Below are 18728 nucleotides of genomic sequence, written 5' to 3' on the forward strand. Positions count from 1 at the left end.
AGAGTCGTGCGCCGATTGCCGTGATTGGGATGGGATGCCGTTTCCCAGGTGGAGTGCGGGATGCGGAGACGTTCTGGGAGTTGCTGAGTGAGGGCCGGGACGCGATCTCCGAAGTGCCGCGATCGCGTTGGGACGTGGACGAGTTGTACGATCCCGATCCGCATGCGCGGGGCAAGGTGGCGACGAAGTGGGGAGGATTTCTGGATGCTCCCGAGATGTTCGACGCGCATTTTTTTGGTATTGCACCGGTGAGGCAGTTGGGATGGATCCGCAGCAGCGGTTGCTGCTAGAGGTGAGCTGGGAGGCACTGGAGGACGCGGGGATTGCGCCCTCTTCGCTGAATGGCAGCAAGACCGGCGTTTACATCGGCTTGTGTAATACGGATTACGGGCAGTTGGCGATGAACCTGCCGGGCGAGCAGATTGAGGCTTACTTTGCGCAGGGAGCTTCGCATGCTGTGGCGGCGGGGCGGATTTCGTATTTTCTGGGGTTGCGCGGACCGAGCCTGGCGATCGACACGGCGTGTTCGTCGTCGCTGGTGGCGATTCATGAAGCTTGCCAGAGCTTGCGTATGGGCGAGAGTGAGTTGGCGCTTGCCGGTGGCGCGAATCTTCTGTTCTGCCCGGAAGTGACGATGGCGCTTTCGCGGGCGCAGATGATGGCGGCGGATGGGCGCTGCAAGGCGTTTTCGGCGGCGGCAAATGGCTTTGTGCGCAGCGAGGGCTGCGGCGTGGTGGTGCTGAAGCGGCTCGATGCTGCGGAGCGCGATGGGGATCGCGTTCTGGCCGTAATTCGCGGGACGGCGCTGAACCAGGACGGGCGTAGCAGTGGGTTGACGGCGCCGAATGGGCCTTCGCAGGTGGCGGTGATTTCTGCGGCTCTTGAGGATGCGGGAATCCCGCCGGGGGCTGTTTCGTATGTGGAGTCGCATGGGACGGGAACGAGCCTTGGCGACACGATCGAGATGCAGGCGCTGGGTGAGGCTCTGGGCCGGGAACGCGCGGAGGATGCGTTGTTGCCGGTGGGTTCGGTGAAGAGCAACTTCGGCCATGCGGAGTCGGCGGCTGGCGTGGCCGGGCTGATCAAGCTGGTGCTGGCGCTTGGCAAGAAGACGATTCCGGCCAGCCTGCATTGCGCAGTGCCCAATCCCAAGATCGATTGGGAGGCTGCGCGGACGCGGGTGCCTGTTCGCGAGGAAGAATGGCAGCCTGCTGCTGGTTATGCGCGGCGTGTTGGGGCGGTGAGTTCGTTTGGGTTCAGCGGGACGAACGCGCATCTGGTGGTGGAAGAAGCGCCTGCGGCCGAGACTGTGAACGCGCACAGCGATACGCAGGTGATTGCACTCTCTGCGCGCAGTGAAGAGGCGTTGCAGGCAATGGCTGGACGGCTTGCGCACAGACTGCGGGATGAACCCGGGTTAGCCATTCAGGATGTGGCTTATACGCTTGCCGCGGGCCGATCGGCGCTGGCACATCGAGCTGCTTTGCGAATCCGTGCAGGCGAATATCCTGACATGGCTATCGAAGAATTGGGGCTGCTCGCGGGAGGCGCCGTCGAAGAGGGCGAGAGCCAGTTTGTGCGCGGCGTGGCTGCGTTGCGTGCGCCGAAGGTAGCATTCCTCTTCGCCGGGCAGGGTGGAGAGCGGACTGGAATGGGGCTTTCGCTGCTGGAGCATAGCGAAGTCTTCCGCGCGGCTGTGGCTGAGGTCGATGCGGCGTTGGCCGGTGTGATTTCCGTTTCGATTGAGACGATCTTCCGCAATCAGCGCAATGAGCTGGCGCAGTCGGCGCTGGTGCAGCCGGCATTGTTTGCGTTTCAGTATGGATTGGCGCGGGTGTGGCAGAGCTGGGGTGTCGAGCCGGACATTGTTGTAGGCCACAGCATGGGCGAGTTGGTCGCAGCCATGCTTGCCGGCGTGATGAGTCTGCGCGATGCTGCGTTGCTGATTGCCGCGCGAGGACGGCTGACAGGGGAGCTTGGCGATCCTGGTGGCATGGTGGCTGTGGCTGCTCCGGAAGAGCGGGTGCAGGCCGAGCTTGCGCCGTACCGGCAGGATGTGAGCATCGCGGCGATCAATGGCGCATCGAGCGTGGTGATCAGCGGACGCAAGGATGCTGTTGAGCTCGCGGCGCAGCACTTTGAGCAGGCTGGTGTGCGGGTGAAGCGTTTGAACATCACCTATGGCTCGCATTCGCCAGCGATGAATCGTGTGCTGCCTGCGTTCCATGCTGAGGCGGTGAAGGCGACTTACTTCGCGCCGCGTTTGCCGATCATTGCTGATCTGACTGGGCAGAGGGTCGAAGATGCTTCGGTGTTCCATGCGCAGTATTGGACGAGCCATCTGAGCCGGCCGGTGCAGTTTGCGCGATGCCTTGCTGAGCTTGAGAAGGAAGGCTGCGGGCTTTGTATTGAGATGGGTCCGCGCGCCGTGCTGACGGCGTTTGGCAAAGAGAGAGGCGATGCGAAGACGCGGTGGGTGGCTTCGGCGAACGGCCGCGAGAATGATTTCGATGCCTTGCAGCTGGCTCTGGCAGAGGCTTTCACTGCAGGGGCTGAGCTGGATTGGAAAGCGGTTTATCGCGGGCAGGATGTGCGCAAAGTGTCATTGCCTGCGTACCCGTTTGAGCGCGAGCGATATTGGATTGGGGATGGCCAGCAGGAGGCTTCGCAAGCAGTTCAGCGCGGCCATGCGGGCAGGGTGCGAACCGATTTGCCGATGCTTTCTGCGGGCGGGTTGAACAGCGTCCGGCTGGATGCTTCGCTGCCTATCTTCGAGACGGAGCTAAGTACGCCACTGCCCTGGCATCTGGACCAGCATCGAGTAGGAGGCGGAGTTGTTCTTCCTGCGAGTGCCTATCTCTCGCTGGTGTGGGCGGCTGCGCAGGGCATTGCTTTTACTACGGGTAACGCTGCGCGCATCGCAGAATTTGCTATCTCGCGGCCGCTGCAGCCAGGTGATGTTGCCGTGCTGGTGCAGACGGCACTTACGCCTGTATCGCGAGAGAAACATGGCTTCCGTATCAACGCGCGTACTGTGAATGCGACTGAGTGGCCGTTGCATGCGACGGGCTCGATCCTGAGTGACGGGGGCGTAGCTGAGGACGTAGCTCGCTTTGACAGGGACAATGCTCCCACGATGAGTGGTGACGAGTACTACCGGCATCTGGATGTCGAAGGGATTCATCTCGGCGCGGCATTTCGCGGCATTCAGCAACTCTGGTATTTGCCGGGTGCATCCATGGGCCATGTGCTGGTGGATCCTCAATGGCACGCGATGGGGAATGCTGCTCTTGGACCACATCCAGCGTTGCTCGATGCATGCTTTCAGGTGTTGGGTGCAGCGGCGATTGCGGACGGTGATACACGGCTGCGGCTGATGACTGCGATTGAAGAGATTTGTGTGCTCGGTGAGTTGCAAGGCGTGCTCACTGTCGAGGCGAAGCTCACTCCTAAGGCAGATGGCGTACTCGATGGCAGCCTGCGTGTTTTCGATGAGCAGGGTATATTGTTGGCGGTTGCGAAGGGTATTCAGCTTCGTCCTATGGCTGCGCTCGAAGCTGCTGTCCCAGCGCCTGCAGAGTGGCTCTATGAGCAGACTTGGGAAGCGAGTACGCTGGCTTTCGAGACAGCTGCTTCGTCGCGCAATGCAGGTCGCGAGTGGGTTTTGCTTGGTTCATCTGACATCGCCGCGAGGGTTGCAGAGCGGCTTGCCGCCGCGGGTGAGCAGGTTCGGGTTATCCGTAGCGACGAATCGATCTCTGAAGTTTTAGCCATCGGATCGTCCATTGAATTTGTCGATCTGCGCATGCTTGACGGTGCATTCCTTGCGACTGAAGATACATCGAGTGTTGCCCTTGCAAGCTTAGTCGGGGAATCTGCTATTGCGATAACAACCCGGAGCCTTCGCCTGTGGCAGGACGTGCTCAAGACGACGGGATTCTTGTGGATCTTTACGAGAGGTTCGCAAGCGGTGCGCAACACATCGCAAATGGCAGGGGCGGCGCAGGCTACGATCTGGGGTCTGGCACGTTGCGCGACGCTCGAGCACCCACAGCGATTGCGGCGCATCGTCGATCTCGATCCAGATGCAACAGCTGAGCAACAGGCAGCGGTCATCACGCGTGAACTGTTATCGCGCAATGAAGAAGAGCAGATTGCCTATACCGGCGAGGCGCGCCGGGCTTATCGTTTGAAGCGCATGACTGCACCGGAGCAGAAGCATCTTACCGTGCGCAAGGATGGTAGCTATCTGCTCACAGGTGGCGTTGGCGGACTGGGGTTGCGCGCTGCTGCGTGGCTGGCTGAGCATGGCGTGGGAACGCTGGTGTTGACAACTCGTTCGTTGAAATCCGCTGCTGCGCGGCAAGTTGAGATCGATGCGCTGCGTGCGTCTGGAGTAGCGGTTGAGATCGTTGCTGTTGATGTTGCGGATGCTGTGGGAATGGAATCGCTCTTTGCGCGCTTCGGGCAGGATCTGCCTGCGTTACGTGGCGTTTTGCACATGGCTGCCGATGTTTCCGGCGCGCCGCTTGAGGAGATCGATGAGGGCCAGATTCGCTCGATGTTTCAAGCCAAGGTTACTGGTACGTGGCTGCTGTACGAGTTGACGCGTAAGTTGTCTATCGATTTCTTTGTTGCTTACTCATCGACGGCATCGGTGCTGGGTTCGAGTGGCCTGGGCAACTACGCCGCCGCGAATTGCTTTATCGATGCGATGGCTGCGTTGCGCCGGAGTGAGGGCTTACCGTTCCTGTCAGTGAACTGGGGAACTTGGCAGACGATGCGCCTGGCAAGTGAAGAGCAGCAGAAGCAATACTCTTCCGGCGGCATGATGCCGATGGACGATGGTGCGGCGCTGGCGTGGCTAGCCCAATTGATACAGTCCAACGTGAGCCATGCCACAGTCGCCAACGTTCAGTGGCAATTACTGGCGCCGCTATATGAGCTCAAGCGCCCGCGGCACTGGCTGCAATATCTGCGGCAGCAGCAGGCGACGCCTGAATCATCTGGCGCACCATTGTGGACGCCGGAGCCGGGAGAGAGCCGGCTGGCTGCGCTGGATCGCGTGGTGCAGAAGGAAGCCGCCCGTATCCTCGGCCTACGCCGCGGCGAGCTTCCGGGAAGCGCGGCGCGCCTTGCCGACCTGGGGCTTGATTCCTTGATGGCCGTCACTCTGCGCAACCGTCTGCAGGCGATGATCGGCCAGGGTTTGCCTCCTACTTTTGCCTTCGAATACCCAACAGCGGCCGAGATGGCGGTTGCACTTGACATGCTATTGTGGGGTTCTGGTATCGAGGATGAACAATCAACGACGGAACGTGACGAGATCCAAATATGAGTCATGCTGCTGAACTTTTGAAACAACTTCGCTCTCTGGGTGTGCAGCTGAATCTTGAAGGAGACGTGCTACGCCTGAACGCGCCAAAGGGGTCGCTGACCCCTGAATTGCAGGCTGCGCTCAGGGCCAGTAAGCCTGAGCTCCTGGAGCTACTGCGCTCGATGCAGAAAAGCAGTGGCAATGGCATCGGTGCTCCGATGCCGAAGGTAGACCGCGAAGGGAAGATGCCGTTGTCGTTTGCGCAGCAGCGTATCTGGTTTCTGCAGCAGATGGATCCTGAGAGCGTGGCTTACAACCTGCTTGCGGTTCTGCGCATGGAAGGTGAACTCGATACAGTGGCTTTGGACCGGGCACTGCAGAGCATTGTGCTTCGTCATGAGTCGTTGCGGACGTGCTTCGCGCAGAGTGAGGGAACACCGTACACATTCATTGTCGACGGCATGGATTGGCATGTTGAGCAATCCGAGCTTGATCGCCGCGAGGGTGAAACGTTGGAGAGCGCGGTCACGCGATTCACGCTCGAGACAGCACATCAGCCGTTCAACCTTGAGACTGGGCCGCCGTTCCGCGCCTATCTTTTAAAGGCCGGCGGCAACGAGAATATTTTGCTGCTTGCCATGCACCATATCGTCTCAGATGGATGGTCGATGGGTGTTCTGGTTCGTGAGTTGATTGAGAATTACCGTGCGTATCATCGTAATGAAAAGCCGCAGTTGCCGGAGCTGCAAGTGCAGTATGTGGACTATGCGGACTGGCAGCAGAAGTGGCTCGAAGGCGGCGTGCTGGAAAAGCAAATGAAGTACTGGAAGAAGCAGTTGGATGGGGCTCCGTCCGTAGTACTGTTTCCCACCGATCATCCTCGACGTGCAGAGGGCCAGGGCTGGGCGAATAAGTCCAAGCTGGTTCTTTCAACAGAACTCACAGCGCAGCTCGACACTTTCAGCAGGGCGCATGAAGCGACACTTTTCATGACAATGATGTCGGCCTTCATGTTGCTGCTATCACGCTACAGCGGGCTAAAGGATGTGGTGGTTGGATCACCGTCCGCAAATCGTACTCGCGCGGAGCTGAGTGACATCATCGGCTTCTTCGTCAATAACCTTGTGTTAAGGGCTGAGGTCGCGGATGGCATGAGCTTCCTTGAGTTGCTGGGCCATGTTCGCGAATCGACCTTGGGAGCATATGAACATCAGGACGCGCCGTTCGATCATCTTGTGCGCGAACTGCAGACTGATCGCGGACCCGAATATTCACCTCTGTTTCAGACGATGTTTATTCTTCAGAACTTTCCGCTGGAAGAGGTCAAGCTTGAGGGCATCACGATGTTGCCCCTCGAACTCGAAGTTTCTTCGGCGCGGTTTGATTTTACGGCCGAGGTTTATCCCTTCCGGAAGCAGCTCCATATTTACTTTGACTATCGTGGCGACCTGTACGAGAAGGAAACCATTGAGGATCTGCTGCGGAACTACGAGCACGTCCTGCAATATGTGATCGAGCATCCTGATACGAAAGTTGAGTCGATCCCCCTGATGCCAAGTGAAGCGAAGCAGGCTTTGCTGGCCTGGGGAAATGACACATCTGTTCCGATGGCGGTAGATAGTCTTCTGCTCAATGCGCTCAATCATTTCGTGACCAGCACGCCGAATAAGATTGCTGTTCGCGCTGGAGACGATGCGCTTGACTATGCAACCCTGAACACACGTGCTGAAGCTCTGGCAGCACGGCTGCGATCGCGGGGAGCACAGCGTGGGGGACTTGTACCTGTCTGCTTGAATCGCTCCACGGAGTTGCTGGTTGCGCTGCTGGCTGTGCTCAAGACGGGCGCGGCGTATGTGCCGCTTGATCCTATTTATCCCAAGCAGCGCATTGCCGGAATTCTTGAGGATGTAAAGCCTCATGTGCTCGTTACGGAGAGTGCACTTGTTTCACTTTTGGAAGGGCATGAGCCGCAGTGCCTGGTGCTGGATGATGCAAGTACAACGGAGGAGGCGCAGATTGCGCCGGACGCAACGGCTCCGGGACCTGAAGATCTGGCTTACGTTATCTTCACTTCCGGATCGACGGGAAAGCCGAAGGGAGTGGAGATTTCGCATGGCGCATTAGCTAACTTCCTCGACAGCATGCGCAAGGCTCCCGGCTTTACCAGTGAAGATCGTATTCTCGCTGTCACGACTGTGTCTTTCGATATCGCAGGGCTGGAGTTGTTCTTGCCGCTGTATGTTGGCGGCGAGGTGATCATTGCGGTTGCACCGGGAGATCTGCCAACCCTTCTGGACGATCTTGAACGCGAGAAGCCAACGGTTATGCAGGCTACGCCGGCGTTATGGCAAATGCTGATCAGCAGCGGCTGGCATGGTGATCCGCAGCTGACCGCATTGTGCGGGGGCGAGGCACTTACGACGCAACTTGCCACCACTTTGAAGGGCTCCGTGAAAGCGCTATGGAACATGTATGGGCCCACGGAGACAACTATCTGGTCCTCAGCCCTGCTTGTCGACCGGGTGGAGGGCAGTAGCATACCGATTGGCGGCCCAATCCAAAACACTACGCTCTACGTACTTGATCCTCAGCGCGAGCCGGTTCCGCTGGGGGTTGCGGGAGAGTTATATATCGGTGGCGATGGTCTTGCGCGCGGATATTTCAATCGTGCTGATCTGACGTCGGAGCGTTTTGTGACTGCGCCGTTCGGGGATGGTGAGAGGCTTTATCGCACGGGCGATCTTGTGCGCCGGCGCCGTGATGGCAGCTTTGAGTTTTTAGGGCGTGCTGATTTTCAAGTCAAGCTGCGCGGCTTCCGTATCGAGTTAGGCGAGATTGAGCATGCACTGCGGCAACAGCCAGAGGTGGCTGAGAGCGTTGTGCTACTGCGACAGGATCGTGGCGAGAAGGAACTGGTGGCTTATCTGGTGCCGAAGCCCGGCGAAACACTTTCTTATCCACAGGTGCGTTTGCGCCTACGTGAGCGTGTTCCTGAATATATGGTTCCGGCCAATGCTGTCGTGATGGAGAGCTTTCCGCGGCTGCCCAACGGCAAGCTCGATCGCAGCAAGTTGCCCGCGCCTGTGGCGAGTGTTGAATCTTCGCAGGAGAAATTGGTTGAGCTTGCCATTGATCAAACGTTGAGTCCAACGCAAGCTGTTCTCACGAAGGTGTTTCGCGAATTGCTTCACACGGAGCGGATTGGCATTGAGCAGAGATTCTTCGATATTGGAGCTCACTCACTGATGCTGGTGAAGGCGCATGACAGGCTGCGCCGAGAACTCGATTCCGAGTTGCGGCTGGTAAGTTTTTTTCAGTATCCAAGTATTGCCACGCTGTCGGCGCATATTGACAAGACTCGCAGCCAGCGTAGTGGGCGGTCCGGAGAGATGGCGCATGCCGGGCAGTCATAGCGACGTGGATCGTCCTGGGGCAATCGTGCGCACGGATGCACTTGCTACGATGGCGAGTGCGGAGTTCGTTGCTTACCTGCATGGTATTGGCGTTGAATTGCACGGTAAAGACGGCAAGCTGCAACTGACGGCGCCGGTAGGTGCGTTGACTGCGGAGTTGCAGGCCGAGCTGCGAAGGCGCAAGCCTGAATTGCTGGTGTGGCTGGAAGCACCCGCTGCAGAGAATGAACAACGCGTGGGGCCTCTTACCTTTGCACAGCAACGTCTTTGGCTGGTCGATCGTTTTTCTCCAGGTAGTATTGCGTATAACATTCCTCAATCGTGGCGAGTTCACGGTGTAGTCGAAGAGAGCGTACTTCGCCGTGCCGTCGCGTTGCTGGTGGACAGGCATCAGTCGCTGCGCACACGGATCGAGATGCGTAACGGCGAGGCTGTGCAGGTGGTGCTCAAGCAAGTAGAGGTTCCGCTGCACTTCACCGATCTGAGTGGTGAGTTAAACGTTGAGGAGCGTGAGCAAAGGCTGAATGCTCTTCTGACAGAAGAAGGCAGAAAGGCCTTTTCCCTTGATCTTGCTCCACTCATTCGGTTTCATCTCTTTCGTCTGGCGCCGGAGCTGCATGTGGTTTTTTACAACGTGCATCATATCGTTGCAGATCAGTGGTCTCTGGATACGCTGAAGCACGATCTGAGCAGGCTGTATGCCGACGCACTCCATGCTGAAGCAGTGTCCTTGCCTACAATGCCCATTCAGTATCTGGATGTTGCCGTACGTGAGCGAAGCGAAGAAACGAGGCAATTGTACGAGCGGCAGTTGGGCTATTGGCGCACTCGATTGCAAGGCGTGCCAACGCTGCTTGAGTTACCCTTCACCAAGCAGAGACCACCCGAGCAGGGGTTTGCAGGGAACACGTTGACGTTGTCGATGGATGCTGGTCTCACGCACGGGTTGCGACATTACGCTGCGCGGGCCAATACATCTCTCTACTTGTTGATGCTCCAGGTCTTCTCAGTGCTGCTCTATCGCTACACGGGGAATCTGGACTTGTGCATTGGTACGCCCATTACAGGGCGCAAGCGTCGCGACGAGGAGAATGTAATTGGTCTCTTCGTGAACATGCTTCCTTTGAGAGTTACGGTCGATCCCAGCGAACGCTTCAACGATTTCTTGAGGCGATCAGTCAACGCAGTTCTTTCTGACTTTGAACACAGCGATCTTCCCTTTCAGAAATTGGTTTCAGAGCTGCATCCGCAGCGATCCTCTTCGCACTCGCCGTTGTTCCAAATCACGTTTGCACTCAATGCCAAGAGTGCGGCGACGGAAGAAGAGCAGCAGGAAACGTATATTGGCATCTCGAAGTACGATTTGACGTTGCAGATATCAGAGCAGGCGAACACCCTCGATGTGCATTTTGAGTACCGCACAGATTTGTTTGCCCCAGCAGATATGGAGCGGTTTGCGCTGCACTTTATTCGTCTTGCGACATCGGTGGTCGAGGATGGCGACACTGCGGTTGGATCGCTGAATCTGCTAACTCCGAAGGATGCCGCCCTTCACGAGCAATGGAATGCGACGGAGATGAATTTCGATCGAAGTCAGACGCTGATCAGCTTGTTCGAGCAGCAAGCGACGGCGACTCCCGATCAAGCGGCGCTCTACTGTGCAGGCACGATGATGACCTTTGCAGAACTGCACGCGGAGGTTCTGCGATTGGCAAAGGCTTTGTCTGAGCGAGGAGCTGGAGCTGGTAGCTTCATTGCCATATGCCAGGACCGAACGCCTGAGCTGATCATTTCGATACTTGCTGTACTCAAGACAGGTGCGGCGTATCTGCCACTCGATCCGAAGTATCCCGAGGAGCGGCTGGTCTACATGCTGGAGGACAGCGGTGCGTTGCTCCTGATCGCGCAGCGCAATGCATTTACGGAGAAGCTGACGGGCATTTGCCCTACTGTGTATCTCGTTTCTCCAACGGAAGAACTGGTCGTAGCGCATAGGAACGATGGTCGCGAGGCGAGTCCAGTTGGCGTTACGTTGAGTCCAGACGATGCGGCCTACTTGATCTACACTTCAGGTTCTACAGGGAAGCCGAAGGGCGTGGTGGTAGAGCACCGCAATGCTGTGGCGCTCATTGCCTGGGCGAAAAACGTCTTTGGTCCCGAGTCACTTCGCGGAGTACTTGCTTCCACTTCGGTCTGCTTCGATCTTTCGATTTTCGAAATGTTCCTGCCTCTTTCCACGGGCAATGCAATTGTGCTGGTGAATGATCTGTTGGAGCTCCCTAAATCCCCGCATGCGGCGCGGGTTTCGCTGGTGAACACGGTGCCGAGCGCGATGCAGGCGCTGTTGCAGGCTGGCCTTCCTACTTCGGTGCAAACAGTCTGCATGGCTGGTGAGTTCCTGCCGACGGAGCTTGTGGACAAGGTGTATGAAGCTGGTGCACAGCAGGTCTTTGATTTGTATGGTCCTACGGAGACGACGACCTATTCCACGTTTACGCTGCGCGAACCTGGCGCTTCGGCAACCATCGGCTACCCTATCAGCAACACGCGTGTCTACCTTCTCGATGAATACATGATGCTGGTTCCACCTGGTGCGGGTGGTGAGTTGTATATCGGCGGAGAGGGCGTGACACGAGGGTATCTGAATCGGCCTGAATTGACGAGTGAGCGATTTGTCCAACTACCTGGGATTGAGCCACTGGGTAGACTCTACCGTACCGGCGATATGGCGCGGCAGCTTGCCGATGGCAGGCTTGTGTACCAGGGGCGTCGGGACGGGCAGATCAAGCTGCGGGGGCACCGGATCGAACTGGGTGAGATTGAAAGCGCTCTGCGGGAGATCAGCGGGGCTGCGCAAGCTGTGGTTGTGGTGCAGAAGCGCGGCCCAGGGGACGCTCTTGTAGCCTTCCTGGTGGCTGCGCCACGCACGACGATCGATACGAGTGAATGCATCGCGGAGCTGCGCAAGCGGTTACCGGCATACATGATTCCCGCAGATATCGTTGTGATGGCGGAACTCCCTTTGACCCCGAATGGCAAGATTGACCGGAAGACCCTGAGCGTACGAGTGGAAGCTCCAGTCGCACATGCAATGGAAATGCCACGAGACCTTCTGGAGCAGTGGCTGGCCAACATCTGGAGCCAGCGGCTGGGGAAGCACCCGATTGCTCGAGACGCTCATTTCTTTGATGATCTTGGAGGGCATTCGCTGGTTGCATTTGAGATTTTTGCAGCGATCGAAAAGCGGCTCGGGGTTGCGATGATGCTGGCCACGCTGTTCCAGGCCCCGACGATCGAAATGCTGGCCAGGGCTGTACGTCGTCTTCGCTGGAAAGAGCCTAAATATATCGAGTTTGTCTCTCCGGGCGATGGCGATCAAGTCATCTACTGTATCGGAAGGCCGTTGCCAATCTCGATTGCGGACACCTCTGGCAGAAGAGTCATGTCGATCGGCGCAAGCGTGGCCACGATTGACTTGGAACCATGGGTGCGGGAAATAGCTACATACGAATCTGCACAAGTTCCGCTGGTGCTGCTTGCGCAGCGGCCAGCGGAGGACTCGGCGCGAAAGCTCGCGACGGCTCTGGGCCACTCCGGCTTCGATAAGGTGAGGGTCGAAGTAGTTGAATAGCTGGCGAGTTCCGGCTTTGATACCCTGCACGCCGTTGGAATAGCGACTACGGATACATCTTCCAGAAGTTCCTTAGTTCCAAAAATGCGGCTGGACCTATGATTCAGCCATTGCTTACAGTAGACAGTTAAACTGGTGGGCCTGGGGGATGCTATGCCTGTTCGTCCGAACTTTCCCGGTGTTTATGTCGAAGAGCGACCGATGGGGAAGGCGCCGATTTCTGGTGCTCCGACCGCGATTGCGGCCTTTGTTGGCTGGGCTGCACGCGGAGCTACGGATGAGCCAGTACTGGTGCAGAGCTGGGCTGAGTATCAGGCTCAGTTTGGTGGAATAGATAGTCGCAGTTACCTGGGATATGCGGTCCAGGCATTTTTTATGAACGGCGGTCAGCAGGCGTATGTTGTCAGGCTCGTTGCGACGGGCGATGGCGCGGCGGTTGCTGCCTCAATTGGCGTGACGGGCGCAACGTTGAGCCTGTACGCGCGCAGCGTCGGGGCGTGGGGCAATGCCATTACTGTGGCGGTGGTTGAAGCTGCAAATGCCGAACACTTTGGTCTGCAGATCTTCCTGAGCGGACAATTAGTCGAAAGCTTTGCAGGCCTCTCTATAGCGCCTCTCGACCCGCAGTTCGTCGTGCGTGTTATCGAAGCCGACTCGCAATACGTTACGTTTACAAACCCCACGACAAAGGTTACCGGTACCGTTCCATCGGTGTTGCCGCCGGTCAGCCAACCGGTTGTGCTTCGGGGTGGGGATGACGGGAGAGTGCTTACTCCAGCGACGGACGGGAGCTTTGAAGAGGCGCTTACCGGGAATGCCAATGCCGGCGTGTACTTGCTGAACGGGGTGAAGATCTTCAACCTGCTCTGCGTTCCGGGAGAGACAGCCGTGGCTACGATTGCAAAACTGCAGGATTATTGCGCTACGCGGAGGGCCTTTTATCTGGTGGATGCACCGCAAAGCGCTACTGTCAGCGCATGTTCCAGTATGGGTCCGGTCGGCACGGAGCAGGTCCTGGGGAATGTTTCGCTGGTCTCCTTGCAGGCATCCGTGCATACGTCATATTCGGCTTACTACTTCCCCTGGGTTTCGATTGCTGGACAGGATACGGCGGGTCAGCAGATTCTTGTGCCACCGAGCGGTTTTGTTGCGGGCGTCTACGCTGCGACCGATGCAGCGCGGGGCATGTGGAAGACTCCTGCCGGGACCAGCGCTACCCTGACCGGCGCACTGGGATTGCAGTATGGGTTGAACGACCAGCAGAATGGAGAACTCAATCCCCGGGCAATTAATTGTCTGCGTCAATTTCAGGGTCACGGTTACGTCGTGTGGGGTGCACGTACGCTGGAGGGCAGCGATCAATCTGGATCGGAGTGGAAGTATGTGCCGGTGCGGCGTCTTGCGCTGTACATTGAGACGAGCCTATATGAAGGCACCCAGTGGGTGACATTCGAACCCAACGGAGAGGCGTTGTGGGGCCAGATTTCTCTGAGCGTGACAACCTGGATGCACAGCCTGTTTCTTCAGGGGGCATTGCAGGGAAGTACGCCGGAGACGGCCTACTTTGTGCGCTGCGACGCCACGGTCAATCCTGCATCCAGTGTCGAGCAGGGGATCGTAAACATTGAGGTTGGTTTTGCGCCACTTTCTCCGGCTGAGTTCATCGTGATCCAGATACAGCAAATCGCCGCGTCATGATACGTTGGGAGCATTCGCTATGCTTCGTCTGGGTAAAAATTCGAGTCTGGATAGTTGCGTCTCCATTCGCAGGTCTATTGGAATGAGGAGCGTCTCGTATCTCTTGGTGGCTGCTGTTGGATGCCAGTCTGCGTGTGCTGCGACTCTTCAGGGCCGATACAGTCAGGCACCGGTAGTGCAACCGGGTGCACCTGGGACGCCGAGCAAGACGTTGCCGGCCGGTACGACGGGGCACATGCCGCCAACATCGCAGGCGGACATCGATTTTATGCAGGGCATGATCATGCATCATGGGCAGGCTGTGGAGATGACGGCCCTCATTCCCTCGCATACGGAGAACCCCGAGGTACGGTCACTAGGTGCGCGTATCAGCCTCTCGCAGAGCGAGGAGATGAAGTTTATGAAGCGGTGGCTGGTGGCACGCGGCGAGTCTACGTCGATGGCCATGCCGGGTATGCCGGATATGGATAAGAATGGCGACGCGATGCCAGCCATGCCGGGGATGCTTACACCGCAACAGATGACTGCGCTTCGTAACGCAAGGGGCGCTGAGTTCGACAGGCTTTTTTTGACCGGGATGATTCAGCACCACAACGGCGCGCTCATCATGGTGAAGCAGTTGTTCGATACAGCGGGAGCGGGACAGGATGCCGACATCTTCGACTTTGCTACGGACGCCGACAACACGCAGCGCGCCGAAATCAGGATTATGCAGGATCTCTTGAAGGAGAAATGATGAACCGTAAGAACTCTCTTGCTTTCCGTTTGGCTTGCATGGCGATCGCCGCAGCTATTCCGTGCACGACGATGATCCCATTGCATGCGCAGGCTCCGGCGGCTCAAACGCCGGCGGCTAAGCCCGCTCCCGATGCAAAGCCGGCGGAGGATGACGAGTCGGATCCGTTCGCACCGCAGAAGGCTCCAGCGCTGCCTCCGGGGATGACGGGATCGACGACGAATGATCCGCGTGTCGGGTTGAAGGCCGGGCTCTATGATGCCGGTGAAGCATCGCTGGGCATGCAGCATGTTGCCTTTCTGAAAAAGCCGGCAGCGTTCCAGCTTCCGTCGACGTCACCGGATGATCCGGCAGTACAGAAGACCCTTGGAATGCTCGGCGTTGGTGACCCTTCAAAGATGCCAAAGCCACTTCAGCTGGTGATTGCCGGACTGGCTTTTGCCAACTCAGACTTTGCCTTTCAGGGGAATCATCTCTTTCAGGGCAACTTCTACGGTGTGAACTTCTACGATATTTCCAACCCGGCCAAGGTTTCGCTGATCACGTCGCTGGTATGCCCGGGTGGGCAGGGCGATGTGTCGGTTTATGGCAATCTTCTGTTCATGTCCGTCGAGATGCCCAACGGTCGGCTGGATTGCGGCGCGCAGGGTTTTCCGCCGCCGCCTCCGCCGGAGAAGGGTCATGAGAAGGAGCGCCGCCTTCCCGCCGCGAGTCCTGACCGCTTCCGTGGCGTGAGGATCTTCGATATCTCCGACATCAAGAATCCTAAGCAGGTTGCAGCAGTCCAGACCTGCCGCGGTTCTCATACACACACGCTGGTGCTGGACCCAAATGACAAGGAGAATGTTTATATCTACGTTTCGGGGACGTCGTTCGTGCGCCAGCCGGAAGAGCTGGCAGGTTGCTCGGCAGAGGCTCCGGATAAGGATCCGAATACATCGCTGTTTCGCATCGATGTGATCAAGGTTCCGGTGGCTGCTCCGCAGCAGGCCAAGATCGTTTCGAGCCCGCGCGTGTTCATTGATCCTCGCAGTGGCGCTCTGAACGGCCTGAACAACGGCGGCAGCCACGACAAGGGTGCAGAGAAGGCTGTCGACACGAACCAGTGCCATGACATCACGGTCTATTCCGCGATCGGGTTGGCCGCTGGCGCCTGCTCTGGCAACGGCATTCTTCTGGATATCAAGGACCCCGTTCATCCCAAGCGTGTGGACGCTGTGAACGATCCGAACTACTCCTACTGGCACTCGGCTTCGTTTTCAAACGATGGAACGAAGGTGGTCTTTACCGATGAGTGGGGTGGTGGTCTGGGAGCTCGCTGCCGGGCCACCGACCCGAACAAGTGGGGCGCGGATGCAATCTTCAATTTGAAGGATGACAAGCTCTCATTGGCCAGCTACTACAAGATGCCGGCGGCACAGTCGGATTCGGAAAACTGCGTGGCGCATAACGGCTCGCTGGTACCGGTGCCGGGGCGCGATATTGAGGTGCAGTCCTGGTATCAGGGTGGCATTTCGATCATGGACTTTACGGATGCCGATCGTCCGTTCGAAATTGCATACTTCGACCGTGGACCGATCGACGACAAGAAGGTGATTCTGGGTGGAGACTGGTCCGCCTACTGGTACAACGGCTATATCTACGGGTCAGAGATTGCACGTGGTTTGGATGTTTTCAAGCTGACTCCGAGCAAGTTCCTCACACAGAATGAGATCGATGCGGCAAATTCAGTAAAGGTGAACGAACTCAATGTGCAGAACCAGCAGCAGATCGTTTGGCCTTCGAATCTGACGGTGTCGGCGGCGTATGTGGATCAGCTGGAGCGCTCGCAGGCGCTGGCTCCGGCGAAGATCACTGAGTTGAAGACCGCCATCGCAAAGGCACAGAAGTCGCATCTGGGCAAGAAGGATGCGGCCAAGTTGAAGGAGCTTGCGACTGGCCTGCAGGCCGACGAGTCAGCCGCGAAGAGTTCGGCAGATGCCAAGCGTCTGCATGCTCTGGCGCAGATCCTCTCAAACCCTGCAGTCTAAGAACAGAGAACAAAGCAACCGCGAGGCGCATCCTCATTTCAGGATGCGCCTCGTTATTGTTTGGGCGATGTATTGGCCCTTCATTGCACTGGAGAAGCTGATAATTCCTGGCTCGCTTCGAGCGAGTAATCAGGACGCATGGATAGTCCATCTGAAGATGCGGGAGACGGCTACTTTCACTGAGACTTCACTTGCTCTGGCGTTCAGCCTGCTGAGCGACAGAAAGAAAGTTTCAGAAATTGGTACCAGTGATTAGGCTAAGTTGTTGTTTATAAGTGGTGGCCAGAGACGGGATCGAACCGCCGACGCCGGCCTTTTCAGGGCTGCCGGACAATTCAGCTAAGTGGCCTGGAATCAGCGGATGTACTTGAAGGTAAAGCAGTTATGATCGGTCAACTTTAGGACTGCTTGGGGCAAATTAGGCCCATTTGGGATGCGCATTGTTCGCGTATTGTTCGCGCGCTTCCAGAAGCTTTGCTATTTATCTGATGGCGGGACTCCTATGGGAGGCTCTCTGCCTTCCGGATTGGACGGGCCCGTAATCCGGATTGGACGGGACTTTAAACTCGCATTCCCTACGACACGGTCGATTGTCTTGGGCAATTGCCACTATCGTCAATTTTGCAGCAGCTGCTGCAAAATTCGGCGCTGCTACCTTGGTGATGGGGGAGGAGATGCAGGATGCTGAGTACAAACATAGGGCGCGACCGTCTGGGGCCTGGCAGATCCGGGAAGACGCAGAATTCGAAGGGAATCTCCCGTGGCTGAACTGACCTCTCTCCCTTCGGGCTACCCGGCACTCCTTGAAGAGTTGAAGACCCGGATTCGGGCCGCCCAACTTCGGGCTGCCCTGTCGCTCAACCAGGAAACGATCCTGCTCTATTGGTCCATCGGCCACGAACTCTCCTCCCGCTTCGCGGCTGAGGGGGGGGGGACGAAGGTGGTCGATCGGTTAGCCAAGGATCTTGGGACGGAGTTTCCCGGTGTGGAGGGCTTCAGCCTCCGAAACCTTCGCTACATGCGTTCCTTTGCCGAGGCGTGGCCCCACCCCCAAATTTTGCAGCTTGCTGCAAAATTGCCCTGGGGTCATCACATGGTCCTGCTCGATAGGCTCAAAGACGGCCCGAGCCGAGAATGGTATCTGCGGGCATCCATCGAACACGGATGGAGCCGCAACGTTCTCACCCATCACATCTCAACCAAGCTGCAGGAACGAGAAGGGAAGGCTCTCACCAACTTTTCCCGAACGCTGCCGGCAGAGGATTCGGATCTGACGCAGCAGATTCTCAAGAACCCCTATTCGTTCGAGTTTCTGACGCTGAGTTCGACTGCCAAAGAGCGGGAACTTGAGCGTGGGCTCCTCAAACACCTTCGCGACCTGCTCTTGGAGCTTGGCCGCGGATTCTCCTTCGTCGGCAGTCAGGTGCCGCTCGATATCGGAGGCGAGACCTTCTACATCGATCTCCTCTTCTATCATCTTCGGCTGCACTGTTATTTCGTGATCGAGCTGAAGACTGGAAAGTTCAAGCCCGAGTGGGCGGGCAAGCTCAACTTCTATTTGTCGGCGGTAGATGATCTGTTCCGCAATGGACCGGATGCCCCGACCATAGGGCTGCTTCTCTGTGAGACCAACAACAGCGCCCTGGCCGAATACGCCCTCCGCGATGTCGCCAAGCCGATCGGAGTCTCGACCTATCGTGTGACCAGGGAATTGCCCGGCGCGATCCGGGACGAATTGCCGACCGTGGAAGATCTGCAGGAAGTCGTGACGAAGCTCCGCTCAGAGATGGAACAGCTAAGGCAGGAGCGGGACGAATAACTTCACCTTGACTGCTACAGAGAGTCAGATTACCGGAGCTTAGCTTCGTTTTCCGACTCGCTCGGTCTCAATCAAATGCTGCAC

7 protein-coding genes and 1 pseudogene are annotated in these 18728 nt (G+C 57.5%); all 8 read left to right on the forward strand.

The window, feature by feature from the left end:
• Window positions 1-29 precede the first annotated feature (29 nt).
• Window positions 30-4765: pseudogene (locus tag AC5S27_RS00345) on the forward strand (type I polyketide synthase); the annotation flags it as partial.
• Between the two features lie 72 nt (window positions 4766-4837).
• On the forward strand, window positions 4838-5338 hold the full coding sequence (locus AC5S27_RS00350; RefSeq protein WP_493937249.1) for an acyl carrier protein: 501 nt from the start codon (window positions 4838-4840) through the stop codon (window positions 5336-5338).
• Entirely contained in the window at window positions 5335-8730 is a 3396-nt protein-coding gene (locus AC5S27_RS00355; RefSeq protein WP_493932635.1) for a non-ribosomal peptide synthetase, read from the forward strand. Before AC5S27_RS00350 ends, AC5S27_RS00355 begins: the two co-directional genes overlap by 4 nt.
• The gene (locus tag AC5S27_RS00360) at window positions 8714-12361 is read left to right on the forward strand and encodes a non-ribosomal peptide synthetase (protein WP_493932636.1); all 3648 of its coding nucleotides are present in this window, start codon (window positions 8714-8716) and stop codon (window positions 12359-12361) included. The genes AC5S27_RS00355 and AC5S27_RS00360 overlap by 17 nt, the downstream gene beginning before the upstream one ends.
• A gap of 153 nt (window positions 12362-12514) precedes the next feature.
• Window positions 12515-14059 carry a phage tail sheath family protein gene (locus AC5S27_RS00365; RefSeq protein ID WP_493932637.1) on the forward strand — a complete coding sequence of 515 codons (1545 nt, stop codon included), beginning with the start codon at window positions 12515-12517 and terminating at the stop codon, window positions 14057-14059.
• Window positions 14060-14141: 82 nt separating this feature from the next.
• The gene (locus AC5S27_RS00370) at window positions 14142-14795 is read left to right on the forward strand and encodes a DUF305 domain-containing protein (RefSeq protein ID WP_493932638.1); all 654 of its coding nucleotides are present in this window, start codon (window positions 14142-14144) and stop codon (window positions 14793-14795) included.
• Complete coding sequence (locus AC5S27_RS00375) at window positions 14792-16825, forward strand: LVIVD repeat-containing protein (RefSeq protein ID WP_493932639.1); 2034 nt, start codon at window positions 14792-14794, stop codon at window positions 16823-16825. Before AC5S27_RS00370 ends, AC5S27_RS00375 begins: the two co-directional genes overlap by 4 nt.
• A gap of 760 nt (window positions 16826-17585) precedes the next feature.
• Window positions 17586-18644, forward strand: coding sequence for a PDDEXK nuclease domain-containing protein (locus tag AC5S27_RS00380; protein WP_493932640.1), 1059 nt, complete (start codon window positions 17586-17588; stop codon window positions 18642-18644).
• Window positions 18645-18728: the final 84 nt, after the last annotated feature.

The organism is Acidicapsa borealis (genome assembly GCF_059115245.1).

What these genes read in the sequence shown, in the direction of transcription:
- AC5S27_RS00350 (WP_493937249.1), top strand. Translation starts at nt 4,838, where the DNA reads ATGGACGATGGTGCGGCGCTGGCGTGGCTAGCCCAATTGATACAGTCC.
- AC5S27_RS00355 (WP_493932635.1), top strand. Translation starts at nt 5,335, where the DNA reads ATGAGTCATGCTGCTGAACTTTTGAAACAACTTCGCTCTCTGGGTGTG.
- AC5S27_RS00360 (WP_493932636.1), top strand. Translation starts at nt 8,714, where the DNA reads ATGCCGGGCAGTCATAGCGACGTGGATCGTCCTGGGGCAATCGTGCGC.
- AC5S27_RS00365 (WP_493932637.1), top strand. Translation starts at nt 12,515, where the DNA reads ATGCCTGTTCGTCCGAACTTTCCCGGTGTTTATGTCGAAGAGCGACCG.
- AC5S27_RS00370 (WP_493932638.1), top strand. Translation starts at nt 14,142, where the DNA reads ATGAGGAGCGTCTCGTATCTCTTGGTGGCTGCTGTTGGATGCCAGTCT.
- AC5S27_RS00375 (WP_493932639.1), top strand. Translation starts at nt 14,792, where the DNA reads ATGATGAACCGTAAGAACTCTCTTGCTTTCCGTTTGGCTTGCATGGCG.